Below are 24,413 nucleotides of genomic sequence, written 5' to 3' on the forward strand. Positions count from 1 at the left end.
TCCCCGGATGCTCACTGTGACGTCCGTCAATGTCAATGGCCTCCGCGCCGCCGCCAAGAAGGGCTTCGTGGAGTGGCTGGCCGGCAGCTCCGCCGACGTGGTCTGCCTCCAGGAGGTCCGCGCGGAGGAGTCCCAGCTCCCCGCGGAGGTGCGGGCGCCCGAGGGCTGGTTCACCGCGCACGCCCCGGCCGCCGCCAAAGGGCGCGCCGGCGTCTCCCTCTACACCCGGCGCGAGCCGGACCAGGTGCGCGTGGGCTTCGGGTCGAGCGAGTTCGACGCCGCCGGCCGTTACATCGAAGCCGACCTGCCCGGCGTCACCGTCGCCAGTCTCTACCTGCCCTCCGGCGAGGTCGGCACCGAGCGGCAGGACGAGAAGCTGCGCTTCATGGGCGAGTTCCTGCCCTATCTGAAGGAGCTGCGGCAGCGCGCCGCCGCCGACGGGCGCGAGGTCGTCGTCTGCGGCGACTGGAACATCGCCCACCACGAGGCCGACCTGAAGAACTGGAAGGCCAACCGCAAGAACGCCGGCTTCCTTCCCGAGGAGCGCGCCTGGCTGACCCGCGTCCTCGACGAGGCGGGGTACGTCGACGTGGTCCGCGCCCTCCACCCGGACCAGGAGGGCCCCTACTCCTGGTGGTCGTACCGCGGCCGCGCCTTCGACAACGACAGCGGCTGGCGCATCGACTACCAGATGGCCACGCCCGGCCTCGCGGACCGGGCCGTGAAGGCGTACGTCGAGCGCGCCGCCACGCACGCCGAGCGCTGGAGCGACCACGCGCCCGTCACCGCGGTCTACGGGCCGTAGAGGGCGGGGGCGGTTTTCGGTCGCTCGCGGTTTCCCGGGGGCTTTCTGTATTACCGTGCTGGAATGCCGCAGGCCCTGGGTGGGGAGTGACGTTGAGCGCGCGAATTCTGGTCGCCGAGGACGATGAGAAACAGTCCCGGCTGATCCGGATTTACCTGGAACGAGAAGGAAACGCGGTGCAGGTCGTGGCCGACGGCCGGGCCGCGCTGGAGCGGGCCCGCTCGACCCGGCCGGATCTCATTGTTCTGGACGTGATGCTTCCGCTCGTCGACGGACTCGACGTGTGCCGCATTCTGCGTACGGAATCGGATGTTCCTATTCTGTTGCTGACCGCCCGGACGACCGAGGAGGACATGCTCCTCGGCCTCGACCTCGGCGCCGACGACTACCTCACCAAGCCGTACAGCCCCCGTGAACTGACCGCCCGCGTACGGGCACTGCTGCGCCGGGCCAGGAAGGCCGGTGCGGGGGAGCCCACGCTCGTGCGCGTCGGCGAGGTGGAGCTGGACACCGCGCGCTTCGAGGTCCGGGTCGCGGGGCGGCCGGTGGCGCTGACCTCGAAGGAGTTCTCCATCCTGGAGACCCTGGCCCGCGAGCCGGGCCGGGTCTTCACCCGGGCGCAGATCATCGAGCGCGTCTTCGGCTTCGACCGGGACGTCCTTGAGCGGACCGTCGACGCGCATGTGATGAACCTGCGGCGGAAACTGGAGGCCGATCCGGGGCGGCCGCGGCACCTGGAGACGGTGTACGGGCGGGGGTACCGCCTGGCGGACGGCTCCGGGCCCCCGGGTGACGACGCATCGCCTCGCGGGCCGTCGGGACCCCCGGGCGACGCCTCGCCGCGCGGCGGACCGCCGAGCTCCCGGGGCGGCCCCCCGGGCGGGCCCTCGGGCCGGCGCTCGTTCGGGGAGGGGGCGTGAGCTTCCGTATACGGGTGCTGGCGCTGATCCTCCTCGTCGCGGTGGCCGCCACCGCCGCGACCGCCTGGCTGACTCTGCGTCAGGCCACCCGGCAGGTGCAGGAGTCGGCCGCCGCCGACCGGCAGGATCTCGCGCGGATCACCGACGAGCTGCTGCGGTACGGGCGGACGCACGGCACCTGGGACGGTGTCGCCGGGACCGTACGCACCCTCGCCCGCGACACCGGGCAGCGCATCCGGATCAGCGGCGACGCCGAGGGGCAGATCGCCGACTCCGACGCGCTGCTCGGCCGGGACCCGCGTCCGGGCGGTACGGCGCCGCCGCTTCTGGTGGACCCCCGGCCCGAGCCGACCTTTCCCTCCTGGGACTTCTTCCCCTCGCTGGCCAAGGTGACCGCCGGCGCCATCGGTGACTACGTGGCCGGAGTGACCTACGCCGCGTGCCTGACCCGGGCGGGCCACGAGGTGGACGTGGGCACCGACCAGATGGGCGTGCCCGTCTTCACTGACCGGGGGAAGGCGGCGGGCGCCACGGGCGGGGCCGCCGCCTGCGTCAAGGGGGAGGCTGCCTCGAAAGCCGCCTTCGAGGCCGATGTGGAAGCGGTCGGCACCTGCGCCTCCGAGCTGGGCGACGAGCGGACCGCCTGCCTGCGCAGGGTCTTCCACGAGCGGACCGCCGCCGTCGCCCCCCAGCCGCTCACCGTCCACCTCGGCGCCCTTGACGACGCGGGGCAGAGCCTCGCCGTCGGCCCGACCGCGGCCGTGTCGGCCGGGGTCGCGGCCGCCGCCGTCGCCTGCGCCCTGCTGCTCAGCCGCGCCGTGCTGCGGCCGGTGAGGGCCCTCACCCGGGCCTCCCGTGGGCTCGGCGAGGGCGACCTCGGACGGCGCGTGCCGGTCTCCGGGAAGGACGAGATCGGGGAGCTGGGCCGCGCCTTCAACCGTATGGCGGACTCCCTCCAGGCCAGCGAGGAGCGCCAGCGCCGCCTGGTCGGTGACATCGCGCACGAACTGCGCACGCCCCTGGCCAATCTGCGCGGCTATCTGGAGGCGCTGCGCGACGGGGTGCTGGAGGCCGACGCGGAGCTGCTCGACTCCCTGCACGAGGAGGTGCTGCTCCAGCAGCGGATCGTCGACGACCTGCAGGACCTGGCGCTGGCCGAGGCGGGCGTCCTGACGTACCACCGCACCGGACTCGACGCGCGCGAGCTCATCGAGACCTGCCGTACGGCGCACAGCGCGCTGGCGGCGGCGGCCGGGGTCCGGCTCGACGCCGTCGCCGCCGGACCCGTACCGCTGTACGGCGATCCCGGGCGGCTGCGTCAGGCGCTGAGCAACCTCGTCGGCAACGCGGTGCGGCATACGGCTCCGGGGGGCGTCGTGCGGCTGGAACTGGCCGAGCGGGACGAGATGGTGCGGATCGCGGTCAGCGACACCGGCAGCGGCATCCCGGCGGACGATCTGCCGCATCTCTTCGACCGCTTCTGGCGGGCGGACGCGGCGCGCGGGCGGGCCACCGGGGGCAGCGGTCTCGGTCTTTCGATCGCGCGTCAGATCGTGGCGGACCACCACGGGGCCATCGAGGTGGCGAGCGAGGTCGGCGTGGGGACGGTCTTCACGGTCGTGCTGCCGGCGCCCACGGGCGGATCCGGCCCGCACGAACCGCCGGCCGGCCGGTACTGAACCCCCTCCCGTGCCCTGGGGGCCGGGAGGGGGGTTCAGTCGCGCGGCCGGCCCGTCACGGCCGTGAGCGCGAGGTCAGCGCATGTCAGCGCCGGGCCGACACGCTCCTGACGCTGGACCCGACACGGATCAGCGCCGGGTCAGCACTTGACGTTGGACCCGTAGTTGACCAGCAGGCTGTCCTTGATCCAGCCGGAGACGCCGGTGCTGTTGTCGCGGACGTGCGACCAGGTGCCGTCCTGGCCGTTCACCCAGCAGTGCAGCGTGAGGCTGTGGCTCATCTGGGCCTGCCCGTTGGACCGGCAGTCGGTCGTGGGGCCGGAGCGGATGTTCACGTAGTTCGTGTTGGTCTTGCCGGCGCGACCGTCCTTGTTGGACCAGCCGGGGTTGGTGCAGGCGGCGGCACCGCTCGGGGCCGCGATGGCGGCCGTTGTGGGCATGACAAGGCCACCGGTGGCCGCGACGGCACCGACGGCCACCGCGGCGAGCTTCGTCCGAAGACGCATCAATCTCTCCTGAACTCTGGTCTGTGCCCACTCGGCGAGCGGGACGGGTTCGTTCGAGTGCAGAAGAAGAATTGCCGGGCCGCCGCCTGGATTTCAACGGCGTCGAAAAAGCACCGCCGTTTTTCGGTGGCGGCCGGTCGGAAGCATTCCGCACACCTTTCTTGATCGCTTATGGGAAGCGCTTGAATTCCGTTCGATGACGGCTCGGGGCAGCCTCCGGCGCCCCGTCCAGCAGGTGGACAGGGCTCCGGTTCACAACGGATCGCTCCGCTCCGTCGGAGGCGGAAATTCCGACCCGCGGGGAAACAGAAGGACGCGCCGGTGGGCCGGTGGAAAAGCTTGGCCGCTTTTCATCCCCGGACGGTCTCGTTCAGGTGCCGGCCAGTGCCTCCGTGGGTGCCAGGCGGCTCGCGCGGACCGCCGGATACAGTCCCGCGATCATGCCGATCAGCAGCGTGGCCCCCACGCCCGCCGCCGTGGCCCAGACCGGCACGACCGTCGGCCAGTCGCGGGACAGGGCGTACAGGGCGGTGATCACCGTCCCGAGGACGGTGCCGCCGAGTCCGCCGATCACCGACAGGAGCAGGGACTCCGTCACGAACTGGGTGCGGATCTGGCCCCTGGTCGCGCCGAGCGCGCGCCGCAGACCGATCTCCGGGCGGCGTTCCAGGACGGAGATGACCATCGTGTTGCCGACGCCGACGCCCCCGACCAGCAGGGCGACGCCACCGAGCCCGAGCAGCAGGCCGGTGAGCGCGGACTCGGTGGCCTCGCGGGCCGCGAGCGCGTCGGATGGCCGGGAGATCTGGACCTCACCGGGCTTCTCCGGGTGCGCCGTGGCCGGGAGCACCGCGCGTACCGCCGCGATCTGGCTGTCCTCGGCGCGGACGTAGACCGTCGACGGATGGCCGTCGAAGCGGAGGTACGTGCGGGCCGCGGGCCAGCCGACCAGCGCGGCGGCGTCGAGCTCGGGTGCGAGCGGTACGGGATCGAGGACGCCGACCAGGGAGAACCAGCGCCCGCCGATCCAGAGCCGCGTCCCCGGCGTGTGGACGTCGAGCCGGTTGGCGGCCGTGGAGCCGAGCACGACCGCCGGGTACTTCTCGGTCGCGGAGTCCAGCCACCGGCCCTTGCCGATCCGGCCGCCGACGGCCGGGAGCAGCTCGGAGCCGGCCGCGAGGACCTCCAGGGATCCCGTACGGCCGACCACGATGTGTTCGTTGCGGTAGACGTGCGCGTCGACGGCGCCGGTGGCGGCGACCTGCCGCACGGGCGGTACGCGGTCGATCATGCGGACGGTCTCCAGGGGGAGTTCGGCCTTCTCGCCGTTGAGGGAGTTGCCGGGCGCCACCCGCAGCAGATTGGTGCCGAGGGCGTCGAGCCGGCGGTCCACCTCCGCCTGTCCGGAGCCGGAGATGCCGACCACCGCGATCATGGCGGCAACGCCGATCGCGATGCCGAGCGCGGACAGGAAGACCCGCAGCGGCCGTGTCCGCAGTCCCGTTCCGCCGAGTCGCACGATGTCGGCGGGGCCCAGCCGGGCGGGCCGCAGGGCGGCGCCGGACCGTCGCCGGTCCTGGCCTTCCCAGCCACCCTGGCCGTTGCGGTCGTCCTGGCCGTCCCAGCCACCCTGGCCGTTCCGGTCGTCCGGGCCGTTCCGGTCGTCCAGGCCGTTGCGGTAGTCCGGGCGGCTCCGGTCGCCCTGGCCATCCCGGTCGCCCTGGCCGATCCCATCGCCCTGGCCGTCCCAGAAGTCCAGGCCGTTCTGGTCGTCGGGCCCGGGGAGGTCTCTCGTACGGTCCGTCAACGGGGTGCCCCGATCGTCGTGCTCGCTGTCGTGTCGGCGACCACGCGGCCGTCGCGCATGTCGATACGGCGGGGGAGCGCGGCCGCGATCTCGCGGTCGTGGGTGATGATCACGACCGTGGTCCCGGCGGTGTGGAGCTCGCGCAGCAGTGCCAGTACGGCGGCGCCGGAGGCCGAGTCGAGGTTGCCGGTGGGTTCGTCCGCCAGCAGGACCGCCGGTTCGCCGACCACCGCCCGGGCCACCGCGACGCGTTGGCGTTCGCCGCCCGACAGCTGGTGGGGGAGGTGGTGGACGCGGTGGTCGAGCCCGACCCGGGCGAGCGCGGCCGCCGCCTTGGCCCTGCGCCGGCGCATCGGGACACCGGCGTACAGCAGGCCGTCGGCGACCGAGTCCAGGACGGGTACGCCCACCGCGAGGTGGAACTGCTGGAAGACGAAGCCGATCCGGGTGGCCCGCAGCGCGGAGACCTCCCGGTCGGTCAGGCTCGCCACGTCGTGTCCGTCGACCAGCACGCGGCCCGCGGTCGGACGGTCGAGGCTGCCCATCAGGTTCAGCATGCTGGACTTGCCCGAACCCGACGGGCCGACGATCGCGACGAGTTCGCCTCGTTCGATGCGCAGGCTCACGTCCTGTACCGCCGCAACCCCGCCCGGATACGTCTTGGAGACCGCGTCGAACTCCACAACAGGGACGGCCTCGGACCGGTCGTTCACTGCGGGATCCTCACCTTCATGCCCTCGCGGACGGCGGGACCGCTCACCTCCACCTTGCCGTCGGCGAAGAGCCCCGTCTTCGCGGCGACGAAGGTGCCGTCCGTGGTCTCCAGGCCGTGGCCGCCTTCGGCGAGCGCGACGAGCGCGGCGACCGGGACGGTGAGCACGTCCTTGCGTTCCCGTCCGACGTACTCGACGCTGACGGGGCCGCTCTCCAGCTGTCCGACGGACTTCTGGTCCTCGATGGTGACGGTGACCGGAATCGTCGGGGCGCCGGCGTCGGCGCCGCCGTCCCCGCCTCCGCCCTCGGGCGCGGTCGCGGCCTTGCCCACCGAGGCGACCTTGCCCTTCACGGGCCGTCCGTCGGGGAGCTTGACGGTGACGGCCGTGCCGCGTACGGCCCAGGAGGCCTCCCGAGCCGAGGCGTTGACGACGACCTTGCGCGCCGTACCGGTGTACGTGAGGGCGTTCTCGCCGACGGCGGAGCCGAGTCGGACGCCGGCCTGGCCGATCCGTACGGTGCCGGAGGAGTAGATGACGTCCCCGATGCCGACCGTGCCGGTCTGGGGGAGTCCGAGCGACTTCTGCCAGCGCTTGACCGCCCGGGCGGTTCCGGTGGTGAACCGCTCGTCCACGGTGAAGCCGGTGTGGCCGAGGGTGGCGAGGTTGGTCTCGAACTGCATGACGTCCATGCCGCGCGGTTCCCTCGGCGCCTGTGTCCGGGCGCCCGTCCCGGCTGTCCCTCCGCTCGACCCGCCCGTTCCGCCGCCCGAACCTCCGGTCCCGGCGCCCCCCGGCGCCGGTGACCCGGAGGGATCGGGGGTCCCGGAGGACCCGCTCTTGGACGGCAGGCTCTTCCCGTCACCGCCGCCAGCGCTGCCGCCGCCGCTGGTGTCCGGCGGGGGCTGTGGTGCGGTCAGGCCGAGCTCCCGGTACATCGGGAGTGTTCCGTACAGCAGCACCACGGGCCGGTCGTCCACCCGCAGCAGTTCCTCGCCGCGCGAGACCGTCGTGCCCGGTTCGGGCAGCCAGGTGACCGTGCCGGTCGCCTTGACCGGGAGCGGTATTTCCGTGCCGTACCCCAACTGGCCGTCCACGGTGGTCCGTTCGGTCAGTGTTCCCCGGGTCACCTGCACGGTGGAGCCCGCCCGGGGCGGGGCGCCGGGGGTCTCGTCCCCGCCGCCGCCGAGGCCCAGCGCGCCGACGACGGCGACCGCCGCGACGGTCACGACGGCGAAGGCGAGCAGCAGCGTGCGCCGCCTGCGCCGCCCCGGGCCGGCGGGGGCGTCGTACTCCGCCGCCTCCGTGCCCGGCTCCGTCTCCTCCATGCTGAACGTCCCGGTCATGCTCAGCCCTTGCCCGGGCCCTGGTCGACCGGGTCGCCGACGATCGGCGCGCAGGTGCGGGCGGCCCGCTTGGCGCCCGCCGAGGACTGGTCCCAGTCCGGGGAGCCGTCGTTGTCGACCGGCGCGTAGCCGTCGGCGTCGGGGTCGGGGAAGTCGGGGGCGCCGTTCTTCTGCATGCAGTCGGCGTACTCGCGCTGGACCTTGATCTGCTCGGGGGTGAGCTTGGGGCGCATGGCCTTCTCGACGCTGGCGGGGACGGTCGCGTTGAACTCCTCGCACTTGTCCTGGGCCGTCGCGAACTTCGGGTTCTGCTTGAGGCCGCGGTTGTCGCCGGTGTCGACCTGGCCCAGGGAGTTGGGGTCGGGGAGGTCGATCCCGTTCTCCCGCATGCACGCGACCCACTTGCGCTTGATGGCGACGTACTCGGCGATCTCGCTCTGTTCGCTCCCGCCGCCCGCGGTGTCCCCGGAGCCGGAGCCCGAGCCGGTGCCCGCCGAGGCGCTCCCGCCGCCCGCCGTGGGAACCTTCGCGCCGCCGTCGTCGCCGCCGCAGCCGGTCAGCGCGAACGCCATCACCGACGCCGCGGCGGCCAGCAGTACCCGGTTCGTCCTCATCGGTTCTCCCGCATGTCCTGTCGGGCCCGGCCGCGGGTGCGGCGGGCAGGCCGACCGTACGGCGGAGATGATGAAGAACCTTTGAAGAACCTGTCAGCCGGTCATGTGATCGGCGCGCGCGGGCCCGTGGCGGGTGCGTCGGGTCGGCGTGCGTGCGTCAGGACGGGCCACGGCGCGCGCGGGCCCTGTCGCGCGTGCGTCAGGACGGTTCGCGCAGCCGCCGGTCCAGGGCCATCGACAGCTCCGCGTCCACCACGCTCTTGGCCAGCGGCCGCAGCCGCTCGATGTCCTTCTCCTCGGCGTGCGTCCGCATCAGCTCCGTGAAGATCCCGGCCATCGCGTCCGCGTGCTCGCGGACCGCGCGCCCCGCCTGGAGGACGGCGGCGAGCGGGATACCCTCCTTGACGAGGGTGGCCGAGACGTCGAGCAGCCGGCGGCTGATGTGGACGATGGTGTCGCCGTCGGTGGCGATGTACCCGAGGTCGAGGGCGGCCACCAGGTTCTCGGGGGTGACCTCGCCGGCGAAGTAGTCGGCCAGTTCCTGCGGGGTGAGCCGGACGGGCTCCTCCTCGGTGGGTTCGCCGAGGCCGAGGACCTCGCTGACGTCCTTGCCGCTCTCGAAGGCGGTGTTGAGGTCGGCGATGCCGTTGAGGGTGTGGCCGCGTTCGAGCAGGGCGGCGATCGTGCGGAGCTTGGCCAGGTGGTGGTCGTCGTACCAGGCGATCCGGCCTTCCCGGCGGGGTGGCGGGATCAGGCCGCGTTCGCGGTAGAAGCGCAGGGTGCGCACGGTGATGCCGGCGGCGGCCGCCAGCTCCTCCATGCGGTACTCGCGTACCCCCGCCGCCCGGTCGGCCGCCCGGTTCCTCGCCTGCTCCGATCGTTCTGCCACGCCCGCCAGCCTATGACGTACCGTCGGTAACTTTCCCTTGTCCAACCCCTACCGCTCGGTAAGGAGCTGCTCTACTCTCCCAATCGTGCCAGTGATTGCTGGCGGAATCTTGGCCGGGCGCACGGGAGGCGGCATGGCGAAGCACGAGCATGTACGAGTGGCGGTGATCGGATCGGGGTTCGGTGGCCTGGGAGCCGCCGTCCGGCTGCGCCGCGAGGGGATCACCGACTTCGTCGTCCTGGAGCGGGCCGACTCCGTCGGCGGCACCTGGCGGGACAACAGCTACCCCGGCTGCGCCTGCGACGTCCCCTCGCACCTCTACTCCTTCTCCTTCGCGCCCAACCCCGACTGGCCGCGGACCTTCTCCGGGCAGCGCCACATCCGGGCCTATCTGGAGCACGTCACCGACACCTTCCGGCTCCGCCCGCACATCCGCCTGAACCACGAGGTGATGACGATGCGCTGGGACGGCGACGAGCTGCGCTGGGAGATCGAGACCAGCCAGGGCTCCCTCACCGCCGACGTGGTCGTCTCCGCGACCGGGCCGCTCTCCGACCCCAAGATCCCCGAGATCCCCGGCCTCGCGGGTTTCCCCGGCAAGGTCTTCCACTCCGCCCGCTGGGACCACGACTACGACCTGACCGGCAAGCGCGTCGCCATGATCGGCACCGGCGCCTCCGCCATCCAGATCGTGCCCGCGATCCAGCCGAAGGTCGCCGCGCTCACCCTCTTCCAGCGCACGCCCCCCTGGGTGATGCCGCGCCTGGACCGCGCCATCACCGGCGCCGAGCGCTGGCTGCACCGCACGCTCCCCGCCACCGGGACCGCCCGCCGGGGCCTCCTGTGGGGCATCCGGGAACTCCAGGTCAGCGCCTTCACCAAGCGCCCGAACGAGCTCGGCCTGGTCGAGTCCCTCGCCAAGGCCAACATGAACCGCGCGATCAAGGACCCGGCGCTGCGCGCCAAGCTGACGCCGTCGTACCGCATCGGCTGCAAGCGGATCCTGCTCTCCAGCGAGTACTACCCGGCCCTCGCCCGCCCCAATGTGGACGTCGTCGCCTCCGGCCTGCGCGAGGTGCGCGGCTCGACCGTCGTGGCCGCGGACGGCACCGAGACCGAGGTCGACGCGATCGTCTTCGGTACGGGATTCCACGTCACCGACATGCCGATCGCCGAACGGGTCGTCGGCGCCGACGGGCGCACGCTCGCCGAGACCTGGAAGGACGGCATGGAGTCGCTGCGTGGCGCCACCGCCGCAGGCTTCCCCAACTGGATGACGATCATCGGCCCCAACACGGGCCTGGGGAACTCCTCCATGATCCTCATGATCGAGTCCCAGCTGAACTACCTGGCCGACTACATGCGCCAGCTGGACGTCCTCGGAGGGCGCGCCGCCCTCGCCGCCCGGCCGTCCGCCGTCGGCGCCTGGAACCGCAAGGTCCAGGACCGGATGGAGCGCACGGTGTGGAAGGCCGGCGGCTGCAACAGCTGGTACCTCGACGCCAACGGCCGCAACACCACCCTCTGGCCGGGCACGACCGGCGAGTTCCGGCGCGAGACCCGCCGGGTCGACCTCGCGGAGTACGAGGTGCTGCGCCCCGCCCCCGCGCAGGAACCCGCCCGTGCGCCCCTGGAGAAGGAGACGGTCAAGTGAGCCGGTTCGTGCGGCCCAGGGAGCTGACCGCCGTCTCCGCCGACGGCTCGCGGATCCACGTCGAGACGCACGGGCCCGAGGGCGCCCCCGCCGTGGTCCTCGCCCACGGTTGGACCTGTTCGACCGCCTTCTGGGCCGAGCAGATACGGGACCTCTCCGCCGACCACCGGGTCATCGCCTACGACCAGCGCGGCCACGGCCGTACGCCCCTGGTCGGCCGCTCCGGGTACTCGACGCGGGCGCTCGCCGACGACCTCGAAGCCGTCCTCGCCGCCACCCTGGAACCCGGCGAGAAGGCCGTCCTGGCCGGGCACTCCATGGGCGGCATGACGCTGATGGCCGCCGCCGGCCGGCCCGGCTTCCGGGAGCACGCGGCCGCCGTCCTGCTCTGCTCCACGGGCCCCGCCCGGCTCACCGCCGAATCCCTCGTCGTACCGCTGCGGGCGGGCGGGCTGAGGACCCGGCTCACCCGGGGGATCCTCGGCGCGAGGGCGCCGCTCGGGCCGGTGTCACCCCTGTCGAAGCGGCTCCTCAAGTACGCCACCATGGGGCCGGGTTCGGCGCCCGACCGGGTCGCCACCTGCGCCCGGATCGTGCACGCCTGCCCGCGCCGGGCGCGGGTGGCCTGGTCACACGTCCTCGCCGAGCTCGATCTCGACGCCGGCGTACGGGGTCTTGAGCTGCCCGTGGCCGTGCTCGTCGGCACCGAGGACCGGATGACCCCGCCCGTCCACTCGCGCGCCTTGGCGGCGGCGCTGCCGCGGTGCGTGGGCCTCGTCGAGCTGCCGGGGATGGGACACATGACCCCGGTGGAGGCGCCGGAGGCCGTCACCGCGCGGATCCGCGAACTGTCCGTCACGTACCTGGGTGTGAAGGAGCAAGCATGAGCAGGGTGAGTCTGGAGGGGCAGGTCGCGGTCGTCACCGGAGCGGCCCGCGGTGTCGGTGAACTCCTCGCCCGCAAGCTCTCCGCGCGCGGCGCGAAGGTCGCGCTGGTGGGTCTGGAGCCGGAGGAGCTGAAGCAGGTCGCGGACCGGCTGCACACCGAGGCCGACTGGTGGCACGCGGACGTCACCGACCACGAGGCGATGGCCCGGGTCGCGGGCGAGGTCAAGGAGCGCTTCGGCAAGGTCGACATCGTCGTGGCCAACGCGGGTGTGGCGGCGGGCGGGCCGTTCGTCGACTCCGACCCGGTCGCCTGGCGGCGGGTCATCGAGGTCAACCTCATCGGCGGCGCGGTGACCGGCCGGGCCTTCCTGCCCGTACTGATGGAGTCCCGGGGCTACTTCCTGCAGATCGCCTCGCTCGCCGCCATCACACCGGCGCCCATGATGACGGCGTACTGCGCGTCGAAGTCGGGCGTGGAGGCGTTCGCGCACAGCCTCCGCGCCGAGGTCGGCTACAAGGGGGTGAAGGTGGGCGTGGGCTACCTCTCCTGGACCGACACGGACATGGTCCGGGGCGCGGACCAGGACGACGTGATGAAGGAGCTGCGCAGGCGGCTGCCCTGGCCGTCGAACCGCACCTATCCCCTGGGCCCGGCCGTCGACCGGATCGTGGCCGGCATCGAGCGGCGCTCGCCGCATGTGTACGCCCAATGGTGGCTGCGCGGGATGCAGTCGTTCCGTGGCTACCTGCCCGGGATCATCGCCACCGTCGGACAGCGCGAGATGCGCCGCTTCGAGCCGCGCCTCGCCGGTGTCCCCAAGGGCCTTGTGGGTGCGGGAGGGGCGGCCGACGAGCAGGAGCGCACGGGGGGCGGCTCCCGGCGGTAGCGGGGAGTAACCGATCGAAATGCGCGGATTGTTCTGCCGTGCCACGCTGGTCGAGGCCCAAGGGGCGACCCGCCCCGACCCCTCTCACCCATCGAGGAGTGAACCTTCATGGGCAAGGCAGAACAGTTCAAGGACAAGGCGCAGCAGGCGACCCAGCAGGCGAAGCAGAGGATGAGCAACGCCAAGGACGAAGCGTCCGAGCGTGCCTCCCGGGCGAAGAGCGGCCGCTCCGAGGAGGAGCCGAGCCGCTCCCCGCAGGAGGCGCAGCGCCGCTTCGACGAGGACTACGACGCCTGACGTCCGTCCGCTGAACAGGCGCACCCGGGACGCCGGGTGCGCCTCTTCGCGTCCCGGAAAACGGCTGACCGCCGGGTGCCTCTTCGCGTCCCGGAAAACCGGTGACCGCCGGACGCCTCACCGCGTACGTTGGCGACCATGGCCGACCTGCAGCGACTCCGACCCGAACACGCCCCCGCCCTCCTCGCGTTCGAGCGGGAGAACCGGGGGTTCTTCGCCGCCTCCGTGCCCGACCGGGGTGACGCCTGGTTCGAGGAGTTCGACGCGCGCCACCGCGCCCTGCTCGACGAGCAGGAGGCGGGGGTGTGCCACTTCCATGTCCTCGTCGGGGACGACGGGGAGGTCCTCGGGCGGTTCAATCTGGTCGACGTGGCCGACGGGAGCGCGGAGCTCGGCTACCGGGTCGCGGAGAAGGCCACCGGGCGGGGGGTCGCCACGGAGGGCGTGCGCGCGGTGTGCCGGCTGGCCGTGGAGGCGTACGGGCTGCGACGCCTCACGGCCGCCACGACCCTCGACAATCCGGCGTCGAGGGCCGTGCTCGGGCGCGTCGGGTTCGGGGCCGTCGGGAGCGTGACGCTCGACGGACGTGCGGGGACCGCCTACGAGTTGGACCTCGGCGGGAGCTTCGGACGGGAGCGGTCGGGGACGTCGGAGTAGCCGGGCGGGGTGGCCGCCGGGGTCTGTTCGAGGAGGGAGAGCGCCACCTCGACGGCGTCGTCGAGCTGGGCGTGCCGGCCCTCCGCCCAGTCGAGCGGGGTGCGCAGGATCGCCAGGTCGGGCTCCACGCCGTGGTTCTCCACGGACCAGCCGTACTCCGGGAACCAGGCCGCGTTCATCGGCACCGTGATCTGCGTGCCGTCGCCGAGACGGTGGCGGCCGGTCATGCCGACCACCCCGCCCCAGGTCCGCTGACCCACCACCGGGCCGAGCCCGAGGAGTTTGAACGCCGCCGTGATCATGTCGCCGTCCGACGAGGTCGCCTCGTCGGCGAGGGCGACGACCGGGCCGCGCGGCGCGTTCGAGGCGTACGACACGGGCTGCGCGTTCCTCGTCAGGTCCCAGCCGAGGATCTTGCGGGTCAGCTTCTCGACGACCAGCTCGCTGATGTGCCCGCCCGCGTTGCCGCGCACGTCCACGATCAGGGCCGGGCGTGATACCTCCATCCGCAGGTCGCGGTTGAACTGGGCCCAGCCCGAACCGCCCATGTCGGGGATGTGGAGGTAGCCGCACTTGCCGCCGCTGACCTCGCGCACCACCGCCCGCCGCTTCGCCACCCAGTCCTGGTAGCGCAGCGGCCGTTCGTCGATGAGCGGCACGATCGCGACCCGCCGCGCCCGGCCCTCGCCCTCCGCCGGCTGGAACGTCAGCTCCACCGTCGTACCGCCGGAGGCCGCCAGCAGCGGGTACGGGCCGCACACCGGGTCCACCGGCCGGCCGTCCACATGGGTGAGGATCGCGCCCTCGCGGATGCCCGTGCCCGCCAGCGGCGAGCGCGCCTTGGAGTCGGAGGACTCGCCGGGCAGGATGCGCTTGACCATCCAGCGGCCCTCCCGGCAGACGAGGTTGGCGCCGAGCAGGCCCATCGGCCGCTGGTAGTGCGGCGGGCCCTCGTTGCGGCGCGCGGGGGTGACGTAGGCGTGGGAGGTGCCCAGCTCGCCGAGGACCTCGCGGAGCAGGTCGGCGAACTCGTCCGGGGAGGCGACCCGTTCGACCAGCGGGCGGTACTGGTCGAGGACCGCCGTCCAGTCGACCCCGCACATGTCCGGCTCCCAGAAGTAGGCGTGGATGATCCGGCCCGCCTCGTCGTACGCCTGCCGCCACTCCGCCTCCGGGTCGACCTCGTGCAGGATCCGCCGCAGGTCCAGGTAGACCGTCGAATCGCTGTCACCGGACTCGGTGGACGGCACCGCCCGCAGATCGCCCTCGTCGACCACGACGAGCCGGGTCCCGTCGCCGCTGACCGCGAACCAGTCGAGGTGCTGGACGAGTTCGCTCTTGCGGGCCTTGGTGATGTTGAAGTGCTCCAGGGTGGGCCGGCCCGTGGTGTCGGCCGGGTTGGCGAACGTCTCGCCCAGCGCGCCGGAGATGGGCCAGCGCAGCCAGACGAGCCCGCCGCCGCTGACCGGATGGAGCGCGGAGTACTTCGAGGCCGCCACGGGGAACGGCGTGACCCGGTCGGGCAGCCCTTCCACCTCCACGATCACGGTGCCCTCCCCGCCGCTCTCCGCCTCGCTGTCGCCCGGGTCCAGGCCCCCGGCCGCCGGGCGCCCGTCGGGCAGCAGCGCGAACGGGGACGGGGTCGTCGAGGAGAGCGGTACGAGATAGGGGCGGCAGCCCAGCGGGAAGGACAGGTCCCCGGTGTGCACGTCGTACACCGGGTCGAAGCCCCGCCAGGAGAGGAAGGCGAGGTAGCGGCCGTCGCGGGTGAAGACCGGGTTCTCGTCCTCGAAGCGGCCGTTGGTGACGTCGACGACCGTGCGGGTGCCGGGACCGGAGATCCGGGCCATCTTGATCTGGCGCAGCGAACGCCCGATGCCCGGGTGCGACCAGGTCAGCCAGGCCCCGTCGGGGGAGAAGGCGAGATCGCGGACCGGTCCGTTGAGGGACCGGATCAGCTCGGTGACCTCGCCTCCCCCAGAGCCTTCGGCCTGGGAGGTGCCCCCAGACTCCTCGCTCGTGTCGATGAGGAGCAGCCGGCCGTCGTGGGAGGCCAGGGCGAGCCGTTCGCCCTCCGGGTCGGAGACCAGCTCCTCGACCCGGCCCAGTTCGCCGGAGGCAAGGCGGCGCGGCTCCCGGTCGCCGCTGGCGCGCGGCAGATAGGCGACCTCGACGGCGTCCTCGCCCTCGGCGTCGGTGACGTAGGCGACCTGGCCGCCGCTGCCCAGCATCACGGGCAGCCGGGCGCGTACGCCCGGGGTGTCGGTGATGGTGCGGGCCGGCCCGTCGCGGTGGGTGAGCCAGTACAGGCTGCCGCGGACCGAGACCGCGCTGGCCCGGCCCGTCTCGTCGACCGAGATCGCGTCGACGTGGTGGGCGGCCGGGACTTGGTAGCGGCGCCGCCCGGCGCGCGGGCCCCCGAGCCGCACCTCCAGCCTGCGCGGGAGGGAGTCCGCGGTCAGGGCGTCGACGATCCACAGGTCGCCCGCGCACTGGTAGACGACCCGGCGCCCGTCACTGGCGGCGTGCCGGGCGTAGAAGGTGTCGTGGTCGGTGTGGCGCCGCAGATCGGTGCCGTCGGGCAGGCAGGAGTAGAGGTTGCCGACGCCCTCGTGGTCGGAGAGGAACGCGATCCGCCCCGCGACGAACATCGGCGAGTCCAGGTGTCCGCCGATGTCCGGCAGCAGCTGCTCGCCGTGCAGCCACAGCCGCCCCATGGCCCCGCCCCGGTACCGCTTCCAGGCGGCCGGCTCGTGCGGCGGCTTGCCGGTCAGCAGGAGGGTGCGCCGCTCCCCGTCGATGTCGGCGACCTCGATGTCGGAGACCGGGCCCCAGGGCATCCGGCGGCCGGGGGAGCCGTCGGTGGGGACGGTGTAGGCCCAGGAGAAGTACGAGAAGGGCTGGCCGTGGGAGGAGACGGCGAGGATGTCGGACTTCCCGTCCTTGTCCGGGGGAGACCAGCCGCAGACCCGGGTGTCGGTGGATCCCCAGTGGCTGAGGCGTCGGGACGGACCGCCGTCGACCGGCGCGAGATGGATCTCGGGGTCGAGGCTGCGCCAGCTCGTGTACGCGATGTGGCGCCCGTCGGGCGAGAAGCGCGGGTGGCCCACCCGCGTCCGGTCGACGGTGAGCCGCCAGGCCCGGCCCGGGGGACGGCCCTCGGGCACGAGCGGGGCGACCCAGAGATCGTCCTCTGCCGCGAAGCACAGCAGATCGTCGTGGAGATGCGGGAAGCGGAGGTACGCGGCGCTTTCACTCACCTCCTCATGCTTTCCGCGTGGCGGGGGCGCGGCAACTCGTACGTGCGTACGCGTGTGGCGGAGACCACGTACGAAACGGTTTCGTTTCGCTCAAGCGGTGAGTATCTTCGAGGTGTACGAAACCGTTTCGTTCAGCATTCGTAGCGACGGAGGTCACCGCATGGCACGCGGCAGGCTCACACCGGAACGTGAGGCCGAGCTGTACGAAGCCGTGCTCGACCTCCTGCGCGAGGTCGGCTACGACGCCCTCACCATGGACGCCGTCGCCGCCCGCACCCACTCCAGCAAGGCCACCCTCTACCGCCAGTGGGGGGGAAAGCCCGAGCTGGTCGCCACGGCGATGCTCCACAACAAGCCGCCCGGTCTCGACGAGATCGACACCGGCTCCCTGCGGGGCGATCTCCACGCGATGCTGGAGCGGACCGACGACTGCCAGATGGACAAGGACTCCGCGCTGATCCGGAGCCTCGCCCATGCCGTCCACACCCATCCCGACCTGCTCCGGGCGCTCCGCGAAGTGCTCATCGATCCCGAGATGATCGGCTTCGAGGCGATGCTGCGACGAGCGGTCGAGCGAGGCGAGGTCAGCGCCGGCAACCCGGCACTGAAGCTCGTGCCGCACATGCTGATCGGAGCGTTCATCGCCCGCCCGCTGATCGAGGATCAGCCGGTCGACCACGCCTTCCTCAGCAGCTACATCGACGCCGTCGTGCTCCCCTCACTCGGCGTCTGATCCCACCGCACCACCCGCTCCACCTGACGTCGCACCGCTCACGCCGTCGGGCCGGCTCCCCATGCCCTGTCCCACTCAACACCGGGAGTACGCCCCCGTGGCCACGTTCCTCTACAAGCTCGGCCGGTCCGCCTTCCGGCGCCGACGGCTCGTCGCCCTGCTCTGGGTGGCGCTCCTCGCGCTCGCCGGAGCCGGCGCCGCCACCGCGCCCGCCGCGACCTCCAGCTCCTTCTCGATACCCGGCACGGAGGCCCAGCGCGCCTTCGACCTGCTTGAACAGCGCTTCCCCGGCGGCAACGCCGACGGGGCCACCGCCCGGGTCGTCTTCCAGGCCCCCGACGGCCAGAAGATGACCGACCCGGCCAACAAGGCCAAGGTCCAGAAGGTCGTCGGCGAGCTGAAGGCCGGCTCGGACCAGGTCGCCCGCGTCACCGACCCGTACACCGCCCAGGCGGTCTCCCGGGACGGCTCGACCGCGTACGTCTCCGTCAGCTACAAGGTCTCCGGCATGGAGCTGACGGACGCGACCCGCGAGGCCCTGGAGCGGACCGGGCACGACGCGCAGGGCAAGGGGCTGACCGTCGAGATCGGCGGTGACGCGCTCCAGACCATGCCGGCGACCGGCGCGGGCGAGATCGTCGGCGTGATCATCGCCGGCATCGTGCTCGTCATCACCTTCGGCTCGCTCGTCGCCGCCGGACTCCCGCTGCTGACCGCGATCATCGGCGTCGGCATCGGCGTCTCGACGATCACTGCGCTCGCCAACGTCCTCGACCTCGGCTCCACCACCTCCACCCTCGCGATGATGATCGGTCTCGCGGTCGGCATCGACTACGCCCTCTTCATCGTCTCCCGCTACCGCGCCGAGCTGACCGAGGGCCGAGAGCGCGAGGAGGCCGCGGGCCGCGCGGTGGGCACGGCCGGCTCGGCCGTCGTCTTCGCCGGTCTGACCGTCGTCATCGCCCTGGTCGGCCTCGCCGTCGTCAACATCCCGATGCTGACGAAGATGGGCTTCGCCGCGGCCGGCACGGTCGTGATCGCCGTCCTCATCGCGCTGACCCTGATACCGGCGCTGCTCGGCTTCGCGGGCGCCAAGGTCCTGGGCCGCAAGGAGCGCAGGGGCCAGGGGAGGAAGACCGAGAGCGAGGGCGGCAAGCCCAACGCTGGCACCCGCTGGGCGCGGTTCGTCCTCCGGCGTCCGATCATGGTCCTGGTCGTCGGTGTCCTCGGCCTCGGCGCGATCGCGCTGCCCGCCGCCTCGCTGGAGATGGGCCTGCCGGACGACGGCGCCAAGCCCGTCTCCGCCACCGAGCGCCGGGCGTACGACCTGCTCTCGGACGGCTTCGGCCCGGGATTCAACGGCCCCCTGATGGTCGTCGTCGACGGGGACAAGTCCGCTGCCGACTCCGCCGCGGAGACGATCAAGGGCCTGGACGGCGTCGTGGCCGTCATGCCGCCGACGCCCAACAAGGCCGGCGACACGGCGATGATCACGGTGATCCCGAAGGATCGCCCCTCCTCGGTCGCCACCGAGGAGCTGGTCCATGACATCCGCGGCGCGACCGGTGACAACGTCCTGGTCAGCGGTCAGACGGCGATGAACATCGATTTCTCGCAGAAGATGAACGACGCCCTCGTGCCGTACCTGGCGCTCGTGGTCGGACTCGCCTTCCTGCTGCTCATGGTCGTGTTCCGGTCCGTCCTGGTCCCGCTGAAGGCGGCCCTCGGCTTCCTGCTCTCGGTGGTCGCGGCCCTCGGCGCGGTCGTCGCGGTCTTCCAGTGGGGCTGGCTCGGCTCGCTGTTCGGGGTGGAGCAGACCGGCCCGATCATGTCGATGATGCCGATCTTCATGGTGGGTGTCGTCTTCGGTCTCGCGATGGACTACGAGGTCTTCCTCGTCACCCGGATGCGCGAGGCGTACGTCCACGGGGAGCGGCCCGGCGAGGCGATCGTGACCGGCTTCCGGCACAGCGCCCGGGTGGTCACCGCCGCCGCCGTGATCATGATCGCGGTCTTCTCCGGCTTCATCGGCATGACCGACCAGATGATCAAGATGATCGGCTTCGGCCTCGCGGTCGCCGTCCTCTTCGACGCCTTCGTGGTCCGGATGGCGATCGTCCCGGCGGTGCTCGCTCTGCTCGGCCACAAGGCGTGGTGGCTGCCGAAGTGGCTGGACCGGGCGCTGCCCAATGTGGACGTGGAGGGCGAGGGGCTCACGACGTCCCAGGACCCCGCCGCCGCGGGCCCGGGGCGCGAGCTCGTGAAGACGTGATCCGCTGATCGGTCCTGAGGACCGGCGAGGCACCCCCGCGCCGTCACCGTGTCGAACGCGACGTGGTGACGGCGTAGGTGTGCCGGAGGAAGCGGAGCAGCGCGGTGGAGTCGAACTGGACGACCGCGACGCCGTCCGCCGTGTGGAACTCGACGATCGTCTGGACCCGGCCGCACGGCCACACCCCGATGTCCCCGCGGCGGGCGGGGGCGCGCATCCCGGTCTCCAGGAGCGCGCGCGGGAAGGACCACTCGATGTTGCCGGGGAAGACGAAGCGCACGGTGGCGGGGTCGGAGTGCGGGTCGAAGCGCAGGGCGACGGGGACGGGGCGGGAGAGCGGGGCGTCGGTGATGATCCTGCCTTTGGCGTGATCTTCGACGGGATGGTCATCCGCAGCGGGGTGCATCGGCCGACTCCTCACACTCGTCTCATTTATCCCCAATGTCCCATACTTCGGGGCGCGCGGGTCGAGCGCTGCTGTGACCTGTGCGCTTCTGTGACCTGTGCGCTCTTGCAAGCCGTTCGCAGGTAGCTCCATCATCGAAGCCGTGCATGTACCCGACGGATTCATCAACGCCCCCGTGTCGGCCGCCGCAGGAGTCGTCGCCGCGGGCGCCGTCGCCGTCAGCCTGCGCGGAGCCCGCCGCGAACTGGACGAACGGGCGGCGCCGCTCGCCGGCCTGGTCGCGGCCTTCATCTTCGCCGTGCAGATGCTGAACTTCCCGGTCGCCGCCGGGACCAGCGGACATCTGCTCGGCGGCGCCCTCGCCGCCATCCTGGGCGGGCCGTACACCGGCGTGCTCTGCATCGCCGTCGTCCTGCTGATGCAGGGCATCCTCTTCGCCGACGGCGGCCTCACCGCCCTCGGCGTCAACATCACCGTCATGGGCGTGGTCACGGTCGTCGTCGCCTACGCCCTCTTCCGCGGCCTCGTCCTCGTGCTGCCGCGCACCCGCCGCTCGGTGACCGTCGCCTCCTTCGTGGCCGCGCTCGTCTCCGTACCGGCCGCGGCCGCCGCCTTCACCCTCGTCTACGCCATCGGCGGCACCACCGACGTACCGATCGGCAAGGTGCTCACCGCGATGGTCGGCGTCCACACCCTGATCGGCGTCGGCGAGGCCGTGATCACCATGCTGACCGTCGGCGCGGTCGTCGCCGTACGGCCCGACCTCGTGTACGGCGCCCGGGGCCTGACCGCCCCGCTCAAGCTGCGCGTCGACGGCGAACTGGTCGACGCCGCCCCGGCCTCGGCGCCCGCTCCGGCCGGCTCCCCGAAGAAGGTCTGGATCGGCGGCCTGGTCACCGCCCTCCTCCTGGCCGGCTTCGTCTCCTTCTACGCCTCCGCCGACCCGGACGGCCTGGAGAAGGTCGCCGCCGACCAGGGCATCGACAGGAACGTCGAGGAACACGCCGCCGCCGGCTCGCCGCTCGCGGACTACGGCGTCGAGGACGTCGAGGACGCCCGGCTCTCGGGCGGCCTGGCCGGCGTGATCGGCGTCGGCGCGACCCTCGCCGTCGGCACCGGCGCCTTCTGGGCCGTACGCCGCCGCAGGGCCGCCGCGCCGGAGCCCCGTACGACCGAGAGCGTCTGACATGGGTGCGGGGCACGCGCACAGGCTCTACCGGCGGGGAGACTCGCCGGTCCACACGCTGCCCCCGCACACCAAGATCGTCGCCGTCCTCGGCTTCGTGCTCGTCGTGGTCTCCACGCCCCGCGAGGCCGTCTGGGCCTTCGCCCTCTACGCCGTCCTCCTCGGTGGCGTGGCGGCGATCGCCCGGATCCCGGCCGGCTCCCTGCTGCGGCGCCTGGTGATCGAGGCCCCGTTCGTGGCATTCGCCTTCCTCATGCCCTTCGTGGTCCCCGGCGAGCAGACGACCGTCCTCGGCGTCTCCCTCTCCGTCCCCGGCCTGTGGGGCGCCTGGAACGTCCTCGCCAAGGGCACCCTCGGCGTCGCCGCCTCCGTGCTCCTCGCCTCCACCACCGAACTGCGCGCCCTGCTCCTCGGGCTCCAGCGGCTCAAACTGCCGCCGCTGCTCGTCCAGATCGCCTCCTTCATGATCCGGTACGGCGATGTGATCACCGACGAGATGCGCCGCATGTCCACCGCCCGCCGCTCGCGCGGCTTCGAGGCGAAGGGCGTCCGCCACTGGCGAGTCCTCGCCACCTCGGCGGGCGCGCTCTTCATCCGCTCCTACGAGCGCGGCGAACGCGTGCATCTCGCGATGGTCAGCCGGGGGTACGCCGGCTCCATGCCGGTCATCGACGAGGTGACCGCCACCCGCGCCCAGTGGCTCCACGCCGCCGCCCTGCCCGCCGCGGCCCTCCTGATCTGCCTCCTCGGACGGACGCCATGACCCCTCCCCCCTCGCTCGACGTGCGCGGCCTCGCGTACGCCTACCCCGACGGCCACCAGGCCCTCTTCGGCGTCGACCTGACCGTCGAACGCGGCGAGCGGGTGGCGCTCCTCGGCCCCAACGGCGCCGGCAAGACCACCCTCGTGCTGCACCTCAACGGCATCCTCACCGCGGGCGCCGGCACCGTCGCGGTCGCCGGGCTGCCCGTCGAGAAGCGGAACCTCGCCGAGATCCGGCGCCGGGTCGGGATCGTCTTCCAGGACCCCGACGACCAGCTGTTCATGCCGACCGTGCGCGAGGACGTGGCCTTCGGACCGGCCGCGGCCGGACTGCGCGGGCCGCGCCTGGAGTCCGTCGTCCACCGGGCGCTGGAGCGCGTCGGCATGGCCGGGTACGCCGACCGGCCGCCGCACCACCTGTCCTTCGGGCAGCGGCGGCGGGTGGCGGTGGCGACCGTCCTCGCGATGGAGCCGGAGATCCTCGTCCTGGACGAACCGTCCTCCAACCTCGACCCGGCCTCGCGCCGCGAGCTCGCCGACATCCTGCGCTCCCTGGACGTCACCGTCCTCATGGTCACCCACGACCTTCCGTACGCCCTGGAACTCTGCCCCCGGTCGGTCATCCTCGGCGACGGGGTGATCGCCGCGGACGGCCCGACGGGTCGGATCCTGACCGACGCCGAGCTGATGAGCCGCCACCGCCTGGAACTGCCGTACGGCTTCGTCCCGCAGTCCGTCTCCTGACCCGCCCCGGAATCGGGCCCTCACCGCCCGCGTTGCACCATGGGGCGGGAGCAGTGAACGAGAAGGAGTGTGGGACGTGGACGTCCGGGGCACGGTGGCGGCGGGATTCGAGCCGGTCAGGGACGCGTTCCTGCACAACTTCGAACACCGCGGGGAGCGGGGCGCGGCCGTCGCCGTCTACCGCGACGGCGTCAAGGTCGTGGACCTCTGGGCGGGCGCCCGGGACGTCGACGGCGACCCCGGACAGGCCCCCTGGGCCGTGGACACCGCACAGGTGGTCCGCTCGGCCACCAAGGGCGTCGCCGCCGCCGTACCCCTGCTGCTGCACCAGCGCGGCCAGCTCGACCTGGACGCCCCGGTGGGCACGTACTGGCCGGAGTTCAAGGCGGCGGGCAAGGACCGCGTGAGCGTACGGCAGTTGCTCGCGCACCAGGCGGGAGTGCCGGTCCTCGACCGGCCGTTGACCCTCGCCGAGGCCGTCGACCCGGAGACCGCCCAGGCCGCCGTCGCCGCCCAGGCACCCGCCTGGGAACCCGGCACCGCCCACGGCTACCACCCCCACACCTTCAGCTGGCTGCTCGGCGGCCTCGTCCACCGGGTGACCGGCCGCACCATCGGCCGGTGGGTCGCCGAGGAGATCGCCCGCCCGCTCGGCCTCGACCTGTGGATCGGGCTGCCGCACGACGAGGCCCACCGGGTCGGCCGCCTGGGCCCGGTCGAGGAGACCGAGCCGCCCGGCGGCGGCGCCCTGAAGCTGCGCCCCAAGCGCTCCGTCACCGAGGCGTACCGCGACCCCGGCTCGCTGACCCGGCGCGCCTTCGGGGCGATCGACCCCCAGCCCGACGAGAACGACCCGGTCTACCGGGCGGCCGAACTCCCCGGCTCCGCCGGTGTCTCCACGGCCCGCGCGCTGGCCCGCTTCTACGCCTCGACCCTCGGGCCCGTCGACGGCGGCGTCCGCCTCTTCGCCCCGGCCACCCTGACCCTCGCCCGGACCGAGGAGTCCACCGGCCCCGACCGCGTCCTGATCGTCTCCACCCGCTTCGGCCTCGGCCACATGCTCCACGGCCCCGCCTCCCCGCTCCTCGGCCCCACCTCCTTCGGCCACCCGGGCCGGGGCGGTTCACTGGGCTTCGCGGACCCGGAGTCGGGGATCGCCTTCGGCTACGTCACGAACGGGATGCGCAGGACGGTGACGGCCGACCCGCGCGCCCAGGCGCTGGTGCGGGCGGTGCGGGCGGCGCTTTCGCCGCGGTGAGCCACCCCGAAGATCCGGCGGCGTCACCTGCGTACCGATATGTCATGATCACGGTCCGGTAACCATCGAAACCCGGTGCGCTGAACCGGTTTCGCTCCTGATAGAGATTCACTCCTGGCCGTCGTCCGCCG

Annotated in this window: 22 protein-coding genes; 14 read left to right on the forward strand and 8 right to left on the reverse strand. The window is 72.6% G+C overall.

Annotated features, from left to right (window positions below; translation table 11 throughout):
- The first annotated feature begins 7 nt into the window (after positions 1–7).
- The 3 genes from ACIRB4_RS20995 to ACIRB4_RS21005 all read left to right on the forward strand — a co-directional run bounded on the left by ACIRB4_RS20995 (position 8) and on the right by ACIRB4_RS21005 (position 3,404).
- Positions 8–805 carry an exodeoxyribonuclease III gene (locus tag ACIRB4_RS20995; RefSeq protein WP_403293268.1) on the forward strand — a complete coding sequence of 266 codons (798 nt, stop codon included), beginning with the start codon at positions 8–10 and terminating at the stop codon, positions 803–805.
- A gap of 92 nt (positions 806–897) precedes the next feature.
- Positions 898–1,725, forward strand: a complete 828-nt coding sequence (locus ACIRB4_RS21000) for a response regulator transcription factor (protein WP_403293270.1) — start codon at positions 898–900, stop codon at positions 1,723–1,725.
- A complete protein-coding gene (locus ACIRB4_RS21005) occupies positions 1,722–3,404 on the forward strand; it encodes a sensor histidine kinase (protein WP_403293272.1) in 1,683 nt (560 codons plus the stop codon). The genes ACIRB4_RS21000 and ACIRB4_RS21005 overlap by 4 nt, the downstream gene beginning before the upstream one ends.
- A gap of 140 nt (positions 3,405–3,544) precedes the next feature.
- On the opposite strand, the gene ACIRB4_RS21010 is transcribed toward ACIRB4_RS21005, so the two are convergent.
- From ACIRB4_RS21010 to ACIRB4_RS21035, 6 genes are all read right to left on the reverse strand, one after another.
- A complete protein-coding gene (locus ACIRB4_RS21010; protein ID WP_403293273.1) occupies positions 3,545–3,910 on the reverse strand; it encodes an SH3 domain-containing protein in 366 nt (121 codons plus the stop codon).
- 370 nt (positions 3,911–4,280) lie between these two features.
- Positions 4,281–5,462, reverse strand: coding sequence for an ABC transporter permease (locus ACIRB4_RS21015; RefSeq protein ID WP_403293505.1), 1,182 nt, complete (start codon positions 5,460–5,462; stop codon positions 4,281–4,283).
- Between the two features lie 251 nt (positions 5,463–5,713).
- Positions 5,714–6,430, reverse strand: coding sequence for an ABC transporter ATP-binding protein (locus ACIRB4_RS21020; protein WP_403293274.1), 717 nt, complete (start codon positions 6,428–6,430; stop codon positions 5,714–5,716).
- The gene (locus tag ACIRB4_RS21025) at positions 6,427–7,776 is read right to left on the reverse strand and encodes a peptidoglycan-binding protein (RefSeq protein ID WP_403293276.1); all 1,350 of its coding nucleotides are present in this window, start codon (positions 7,774–7,776) and stop codon (positions 6,427–6,429) included. Before ACIRB4_RS21025 ends, ACIRB4_RS21020 begins: the two co-directional genes overlap by 4 nt.
- A gap of 2 nt (positions 7,777–7,778) precedes the next feature.
- Positions 7,779–8,390 (reverse strand): hypothetical protein, encoded by a 612-nt coding sequence (locus ACIRB4_RS21030; RefSeq protein WP_403293278.1) that lies wholly within the window; start codon positions 8,388–8,390, stop codon positions 7,779–7,781.
- A gap of 199 nt (positions 8,391–8,589) precedes the next feature.
- A complete protein-coding gene (locus ACIRB4_RS21035) occupies positions 8,590–9,210 on the reverse strand; it encodes a MerR family transcriptional regulator (protein ID WP_403293507.1) in 621 nt (206 codons plus the stop codon).
- Positions 9,211–9,412: 202 nt separating this feature from the next.
- Here ACIRB4_RS21035 and ACIRB4_RS21040 point away from each other — a divergent pair, with 202 nt between their 5' ends.
- From ACIRB4_RS21040 to ACIRB4_RS21060, 5 genes are all read left to right on the forward strand, one after another.
- Complete coding sequence (locus tag ACIRB4_RS21040; protein ID WP_403293280.1) at positions 9,413–10,933, forward strand: flavin-containing monooxygenase; 1,521 nt, start codon at positions 9,413–9,415, stop codon at positions 10,931–10,933.
- Positions 10,930–11,820 (forward strand): alpha/beta fold hydrolase, encoded by an 891-nt coding sequence (locus ACIRB4_RS21045; RefSeq protein ID WP_403293282.1) that lies wholly within the window; start codon positions 10,930–10,932, stop codon positions 11,818–11,820. The genes ACIRB4_RS21040 and ACIRB4_RS21045 overlap by 4 nt, the downstream gene beginning before the upstream one ends.
- Complete coding sequence (locus tag ACIRB4_RS21050; protein ID WP_403293283.1) at positions 11,817–12,707, forward strand: SDR family oxidoreductase; 891 nt, start codon at positions 11,817–11,819, stop codon at positions 12,705–12,707. The genes ACIRB4_RS21045 and ACIRB4_RS21050 overlap by 4 nt, the downstream gene beginning before the upstream one ends.
- Positions 12,708–12,815: 108 nt before the next feature.
- A complete protein-coding gene (locus ACIRB4_RS21055) occupies positions 12,816–13,004 on the forward strand; it encodes a hypothetical protein (RefSeq protein WP_356889063.1) in 189 nt (62 codons plus the stop codon).
- Between the two features lie 138 nt (positions 13,005–13,142).
- Positions 13,143–13,661 carry a GNAT family N-acetyltransferase gene (locus tag ACIRB4_RS21060; protein WP_403293285.1) on the forward strand — a complete coding sequence of 173 codons (519 nt, stop codon included), beginning with the start codon at positions 13,143–13,145 and terminating at the stop codon, positions 13,659–13,661.
- On the opposite strand, the gene ACIRB4_RS21065 is transcribed toward ACIRB4_RS21060, so the two are convergent.
- The gene (locus tag ACIRB4_RS21065; RefSeq protein WP_403293287.1) at positions 13,604–16,921 is read right to left on the reverse strand and encodes a S41 family peptidase; all 3,318 of its coding nucleotides are present in this window, start codon (positions 16,919–16,921) and stop codon (positions 13,604–13,606) included. The two genes, ACIRB4_RS21060 and ACIRB4_RS21065, sit on opposite strands and share 58 nt — an antisense overlap.
- A gap of 160 nt (positions 16,922–17,081) precedes the next feature.
- Here ACIRB4_RS21065 and ACIRB4_RS21070 point away from each other — a divergent pair, with 160 nt between their 5' ends.
- Both ACIRB4_RS21070 and ACIRB4_RS21075 read left to right on the forward strand, forming a co-directional pair.
- Positions 17,082–17,654: a TetR/AcrR family transcriptional regulator gene (locus ACIRB4_RS21070; RefSeq protein WP_403293288.1), complete on the forward strand. Its 573-nt coding sequence runs from the start codon at positions 17,082–17,084 to the stop codon at positions 17,652–17,654.
- A 97-nt stretch (positions 17,655–17,751) separates the two neighbouring features.
- The gene (locus ACIRB4_RS21075; RefSeq protein WP_403293290.1) at positions 17,752–19,926 is read left to right on the forward strand and encodes an MMPL family transporter; all 2,175 of its coding nucleotides are present in this window, start codon (positions 17,752–17,754) and stop codon (positions 19,924–19,926) included.
- A gap of 43 nt (positions 19,927–19,969) precedes the next feature.
- On the opposite strand, the gene ACIRB4_RS21080 is transcribed toward ACIRB4_RS21075, so the two are convergent.
- Positions 19,970–20,332 (reverse strand): SsgA family sporulation/cell division regulator, encoded by a 363-nt coding sequence (locus tag ACIRB4_RS21080; RefSeq protein ID WP_403293292.1) that lies wholly within the window; start codon positions 20,330–20,332, stop codon positions 19,970–19,972.
- Between the two features lie 142 nt (positions 20,333–20,474).
- Here ACIRB4_RS21080 and ACIRB4_RS21085 point away from each other — a divergent pair, with 142 nt between their 5' ends.
- The 4 genes from ACIRB4_RS21085 (at position 20,475) to ACIRB4_RS21100 (ending at position 24,282) form a co-directional block, all read left to right on the forward strand.
- Positions 20,475–21,518 (forward strand): energy-coupling factor ABC transporter permease, encoded by a 1,044-nt coding sequence (locus ACIRB4_RS21085; RefSeq protein ID WP_403293293.1) that lies wholly within the window; start codon positions 20,475–20,477, stop codon positions 21,516–21,518.
- 1 nt (position 21,519) lies between these two features.
- On the forward strand, positions 21,520–22,281 hold the full coding sequence (gene cbiQ / locus ACIRB4_RS21090) for a cobalt ECF transporter T component CbiQ (RefSeq protein WP_403293295.1): 762 nt from the start codon (positions 21,520–21,522) through the stop codon (positions 22,279–22,281).
- Positions 22,278–23,024: an energy-coupling factor ABC transporter ATP-binding protein gene (locus ACIRB4_RS21095; protein ID WP_403293296.1), complete on the forward strand. Its 747-nt coding sequence runs from the start codon at positions 22,278–22,280 to the stop codon at positions 23,022–23,024. The genes cbiQ and ACIRB4_RS21095 overlap by 4 nt, the downstream gene beginning before the upstream one ends.
- A 76-nt stretch (positions 23,025–23,100) precedes the next feature.
- Positions 23,101–24,282, forward strand: a complete 1,182-nt coding sequence (locus ACIRB4_RS21100) for a serine hydrolase domain-containing protein (protein ID WP_403293298.1) — start codon at positions 23,101–23,103, stop codon at positions 24,280–24,282.
- The last annotated feature ends 131 nt before the right edge of the window (positions 24,283–24,413 follow it).

Origin of the sequence: Streptomyces sp. NPDC093600 (assembly GCF_044764755.1) — a bacterium.
In the GTDB taxonomy this organism is placed as follows: Bacteria; Actinomycetota; Actinomycetes; order Streptomycetales; family Streptomycetaceae; genus Streptomyces.

What these genes read in the sequence shown, in the direction of transcription:
- ACIRB4_RS20995 (WP_403293268.1), top strand. Translation starts at nt 8, where the DNA reads ATGCTCACTGTGACGTCCGTCAATGTCAATGGCCTCCGCGCCGCCGCC.
- ACIRB4_RS21010 (WP_403293273.1), bottom strand. Translation starts at nt 3,910, where the DNA reads ATGCGTCTTCGGACGAAGCTCGCCGCGGTGGCCGTCGGTGCCGTCGCG.
- ACIRB4_RS21025 (WP_403293276.1), bottom strand. Translation starts at nt 7,776, where the DNA reads ATGACCGGGACGTTCAGCATGGAGGAGACGGAGCCGGGCACGGAGGCG.
- ACIRB4_RS21030 (WP_403293278.1), bottom strand. Translation starts at nt 8,390, where the DNA reads ATGAGGACGAACCGGGTACTGCTGGCCGCCGCGGCGTCGGTGATGGCG.
- ACIRB4_RS21035 (WP_403293507.1), bottom strand. Translation starts at nt 9,210, where the DNA reads ATGGAGGAGCTGGCGGCCGCCGCCGGCATCACCGTGCGCACCCTGCGC.
- ACIRB4_RS21040 (WP_403293280.1), top strand. Translation starts at nt 9,413, where the DNA reads ATGGCGAAGCACGAGCATGTACGAGTGGCGGTGATCGGATCGGGGTTC.
- ACIRB4_RS21050 (WP_403293283.1), top strand. Translation starts at nt 11,817, where the DNA reads ATGAGCAGGGTGAGTCTGGAGGGGCAGGTCGCGGTCGTCACCGGAGCG.
- ACIRB4_RS21055 (WP_356889063.1), top strand. Translation starts at nt 12,816, where the DNA reads ATGGGCAAGGCAGAACAGTTCAAGGACAAGGCGCAGCAGGCGACCCAG.
- ACIRB4_RS21060 (WP_403293285.1), top strand. Translation starts at nt 13,143, where the DNA reads ATGGCCGACCTGCAGCGACTCCGACCCGAACACGCCCCCGCCCTCCTC.
- ACIRB4_RS21070 (WP_403293288.1), top strand. Translation starts at nt 17,082, where the DNA reads ATGGCACGCGGCAGGCTCACACCGGAACGTGAGGCCGAGCTGTACGAA.
- ACIRB4_RS21080 (WP_403293292.1), bottom strand. Translation starts at nt 20,332, where the DNA reads ATGCACCCCGCTGCGGATGACCATCCCGTCGAAGATCACGCCAAAGGC.
- cbiQ (WP_403293295.1), top strand. Translation starts at nt 21,520, where the DNA reads ATGGGTGCGGGGCACGCGCACAGGCTCTACCGGCGGGGAGACTCGCCG.
- ACIRB4_RS21095 (WP_403293296.1), top strand. Translation starts at nt 22,278, where the DNA reads ATGACCCCTCCCCCCTCGCTCGACGTGCGCGGCCTCGCGTACGCCTAC.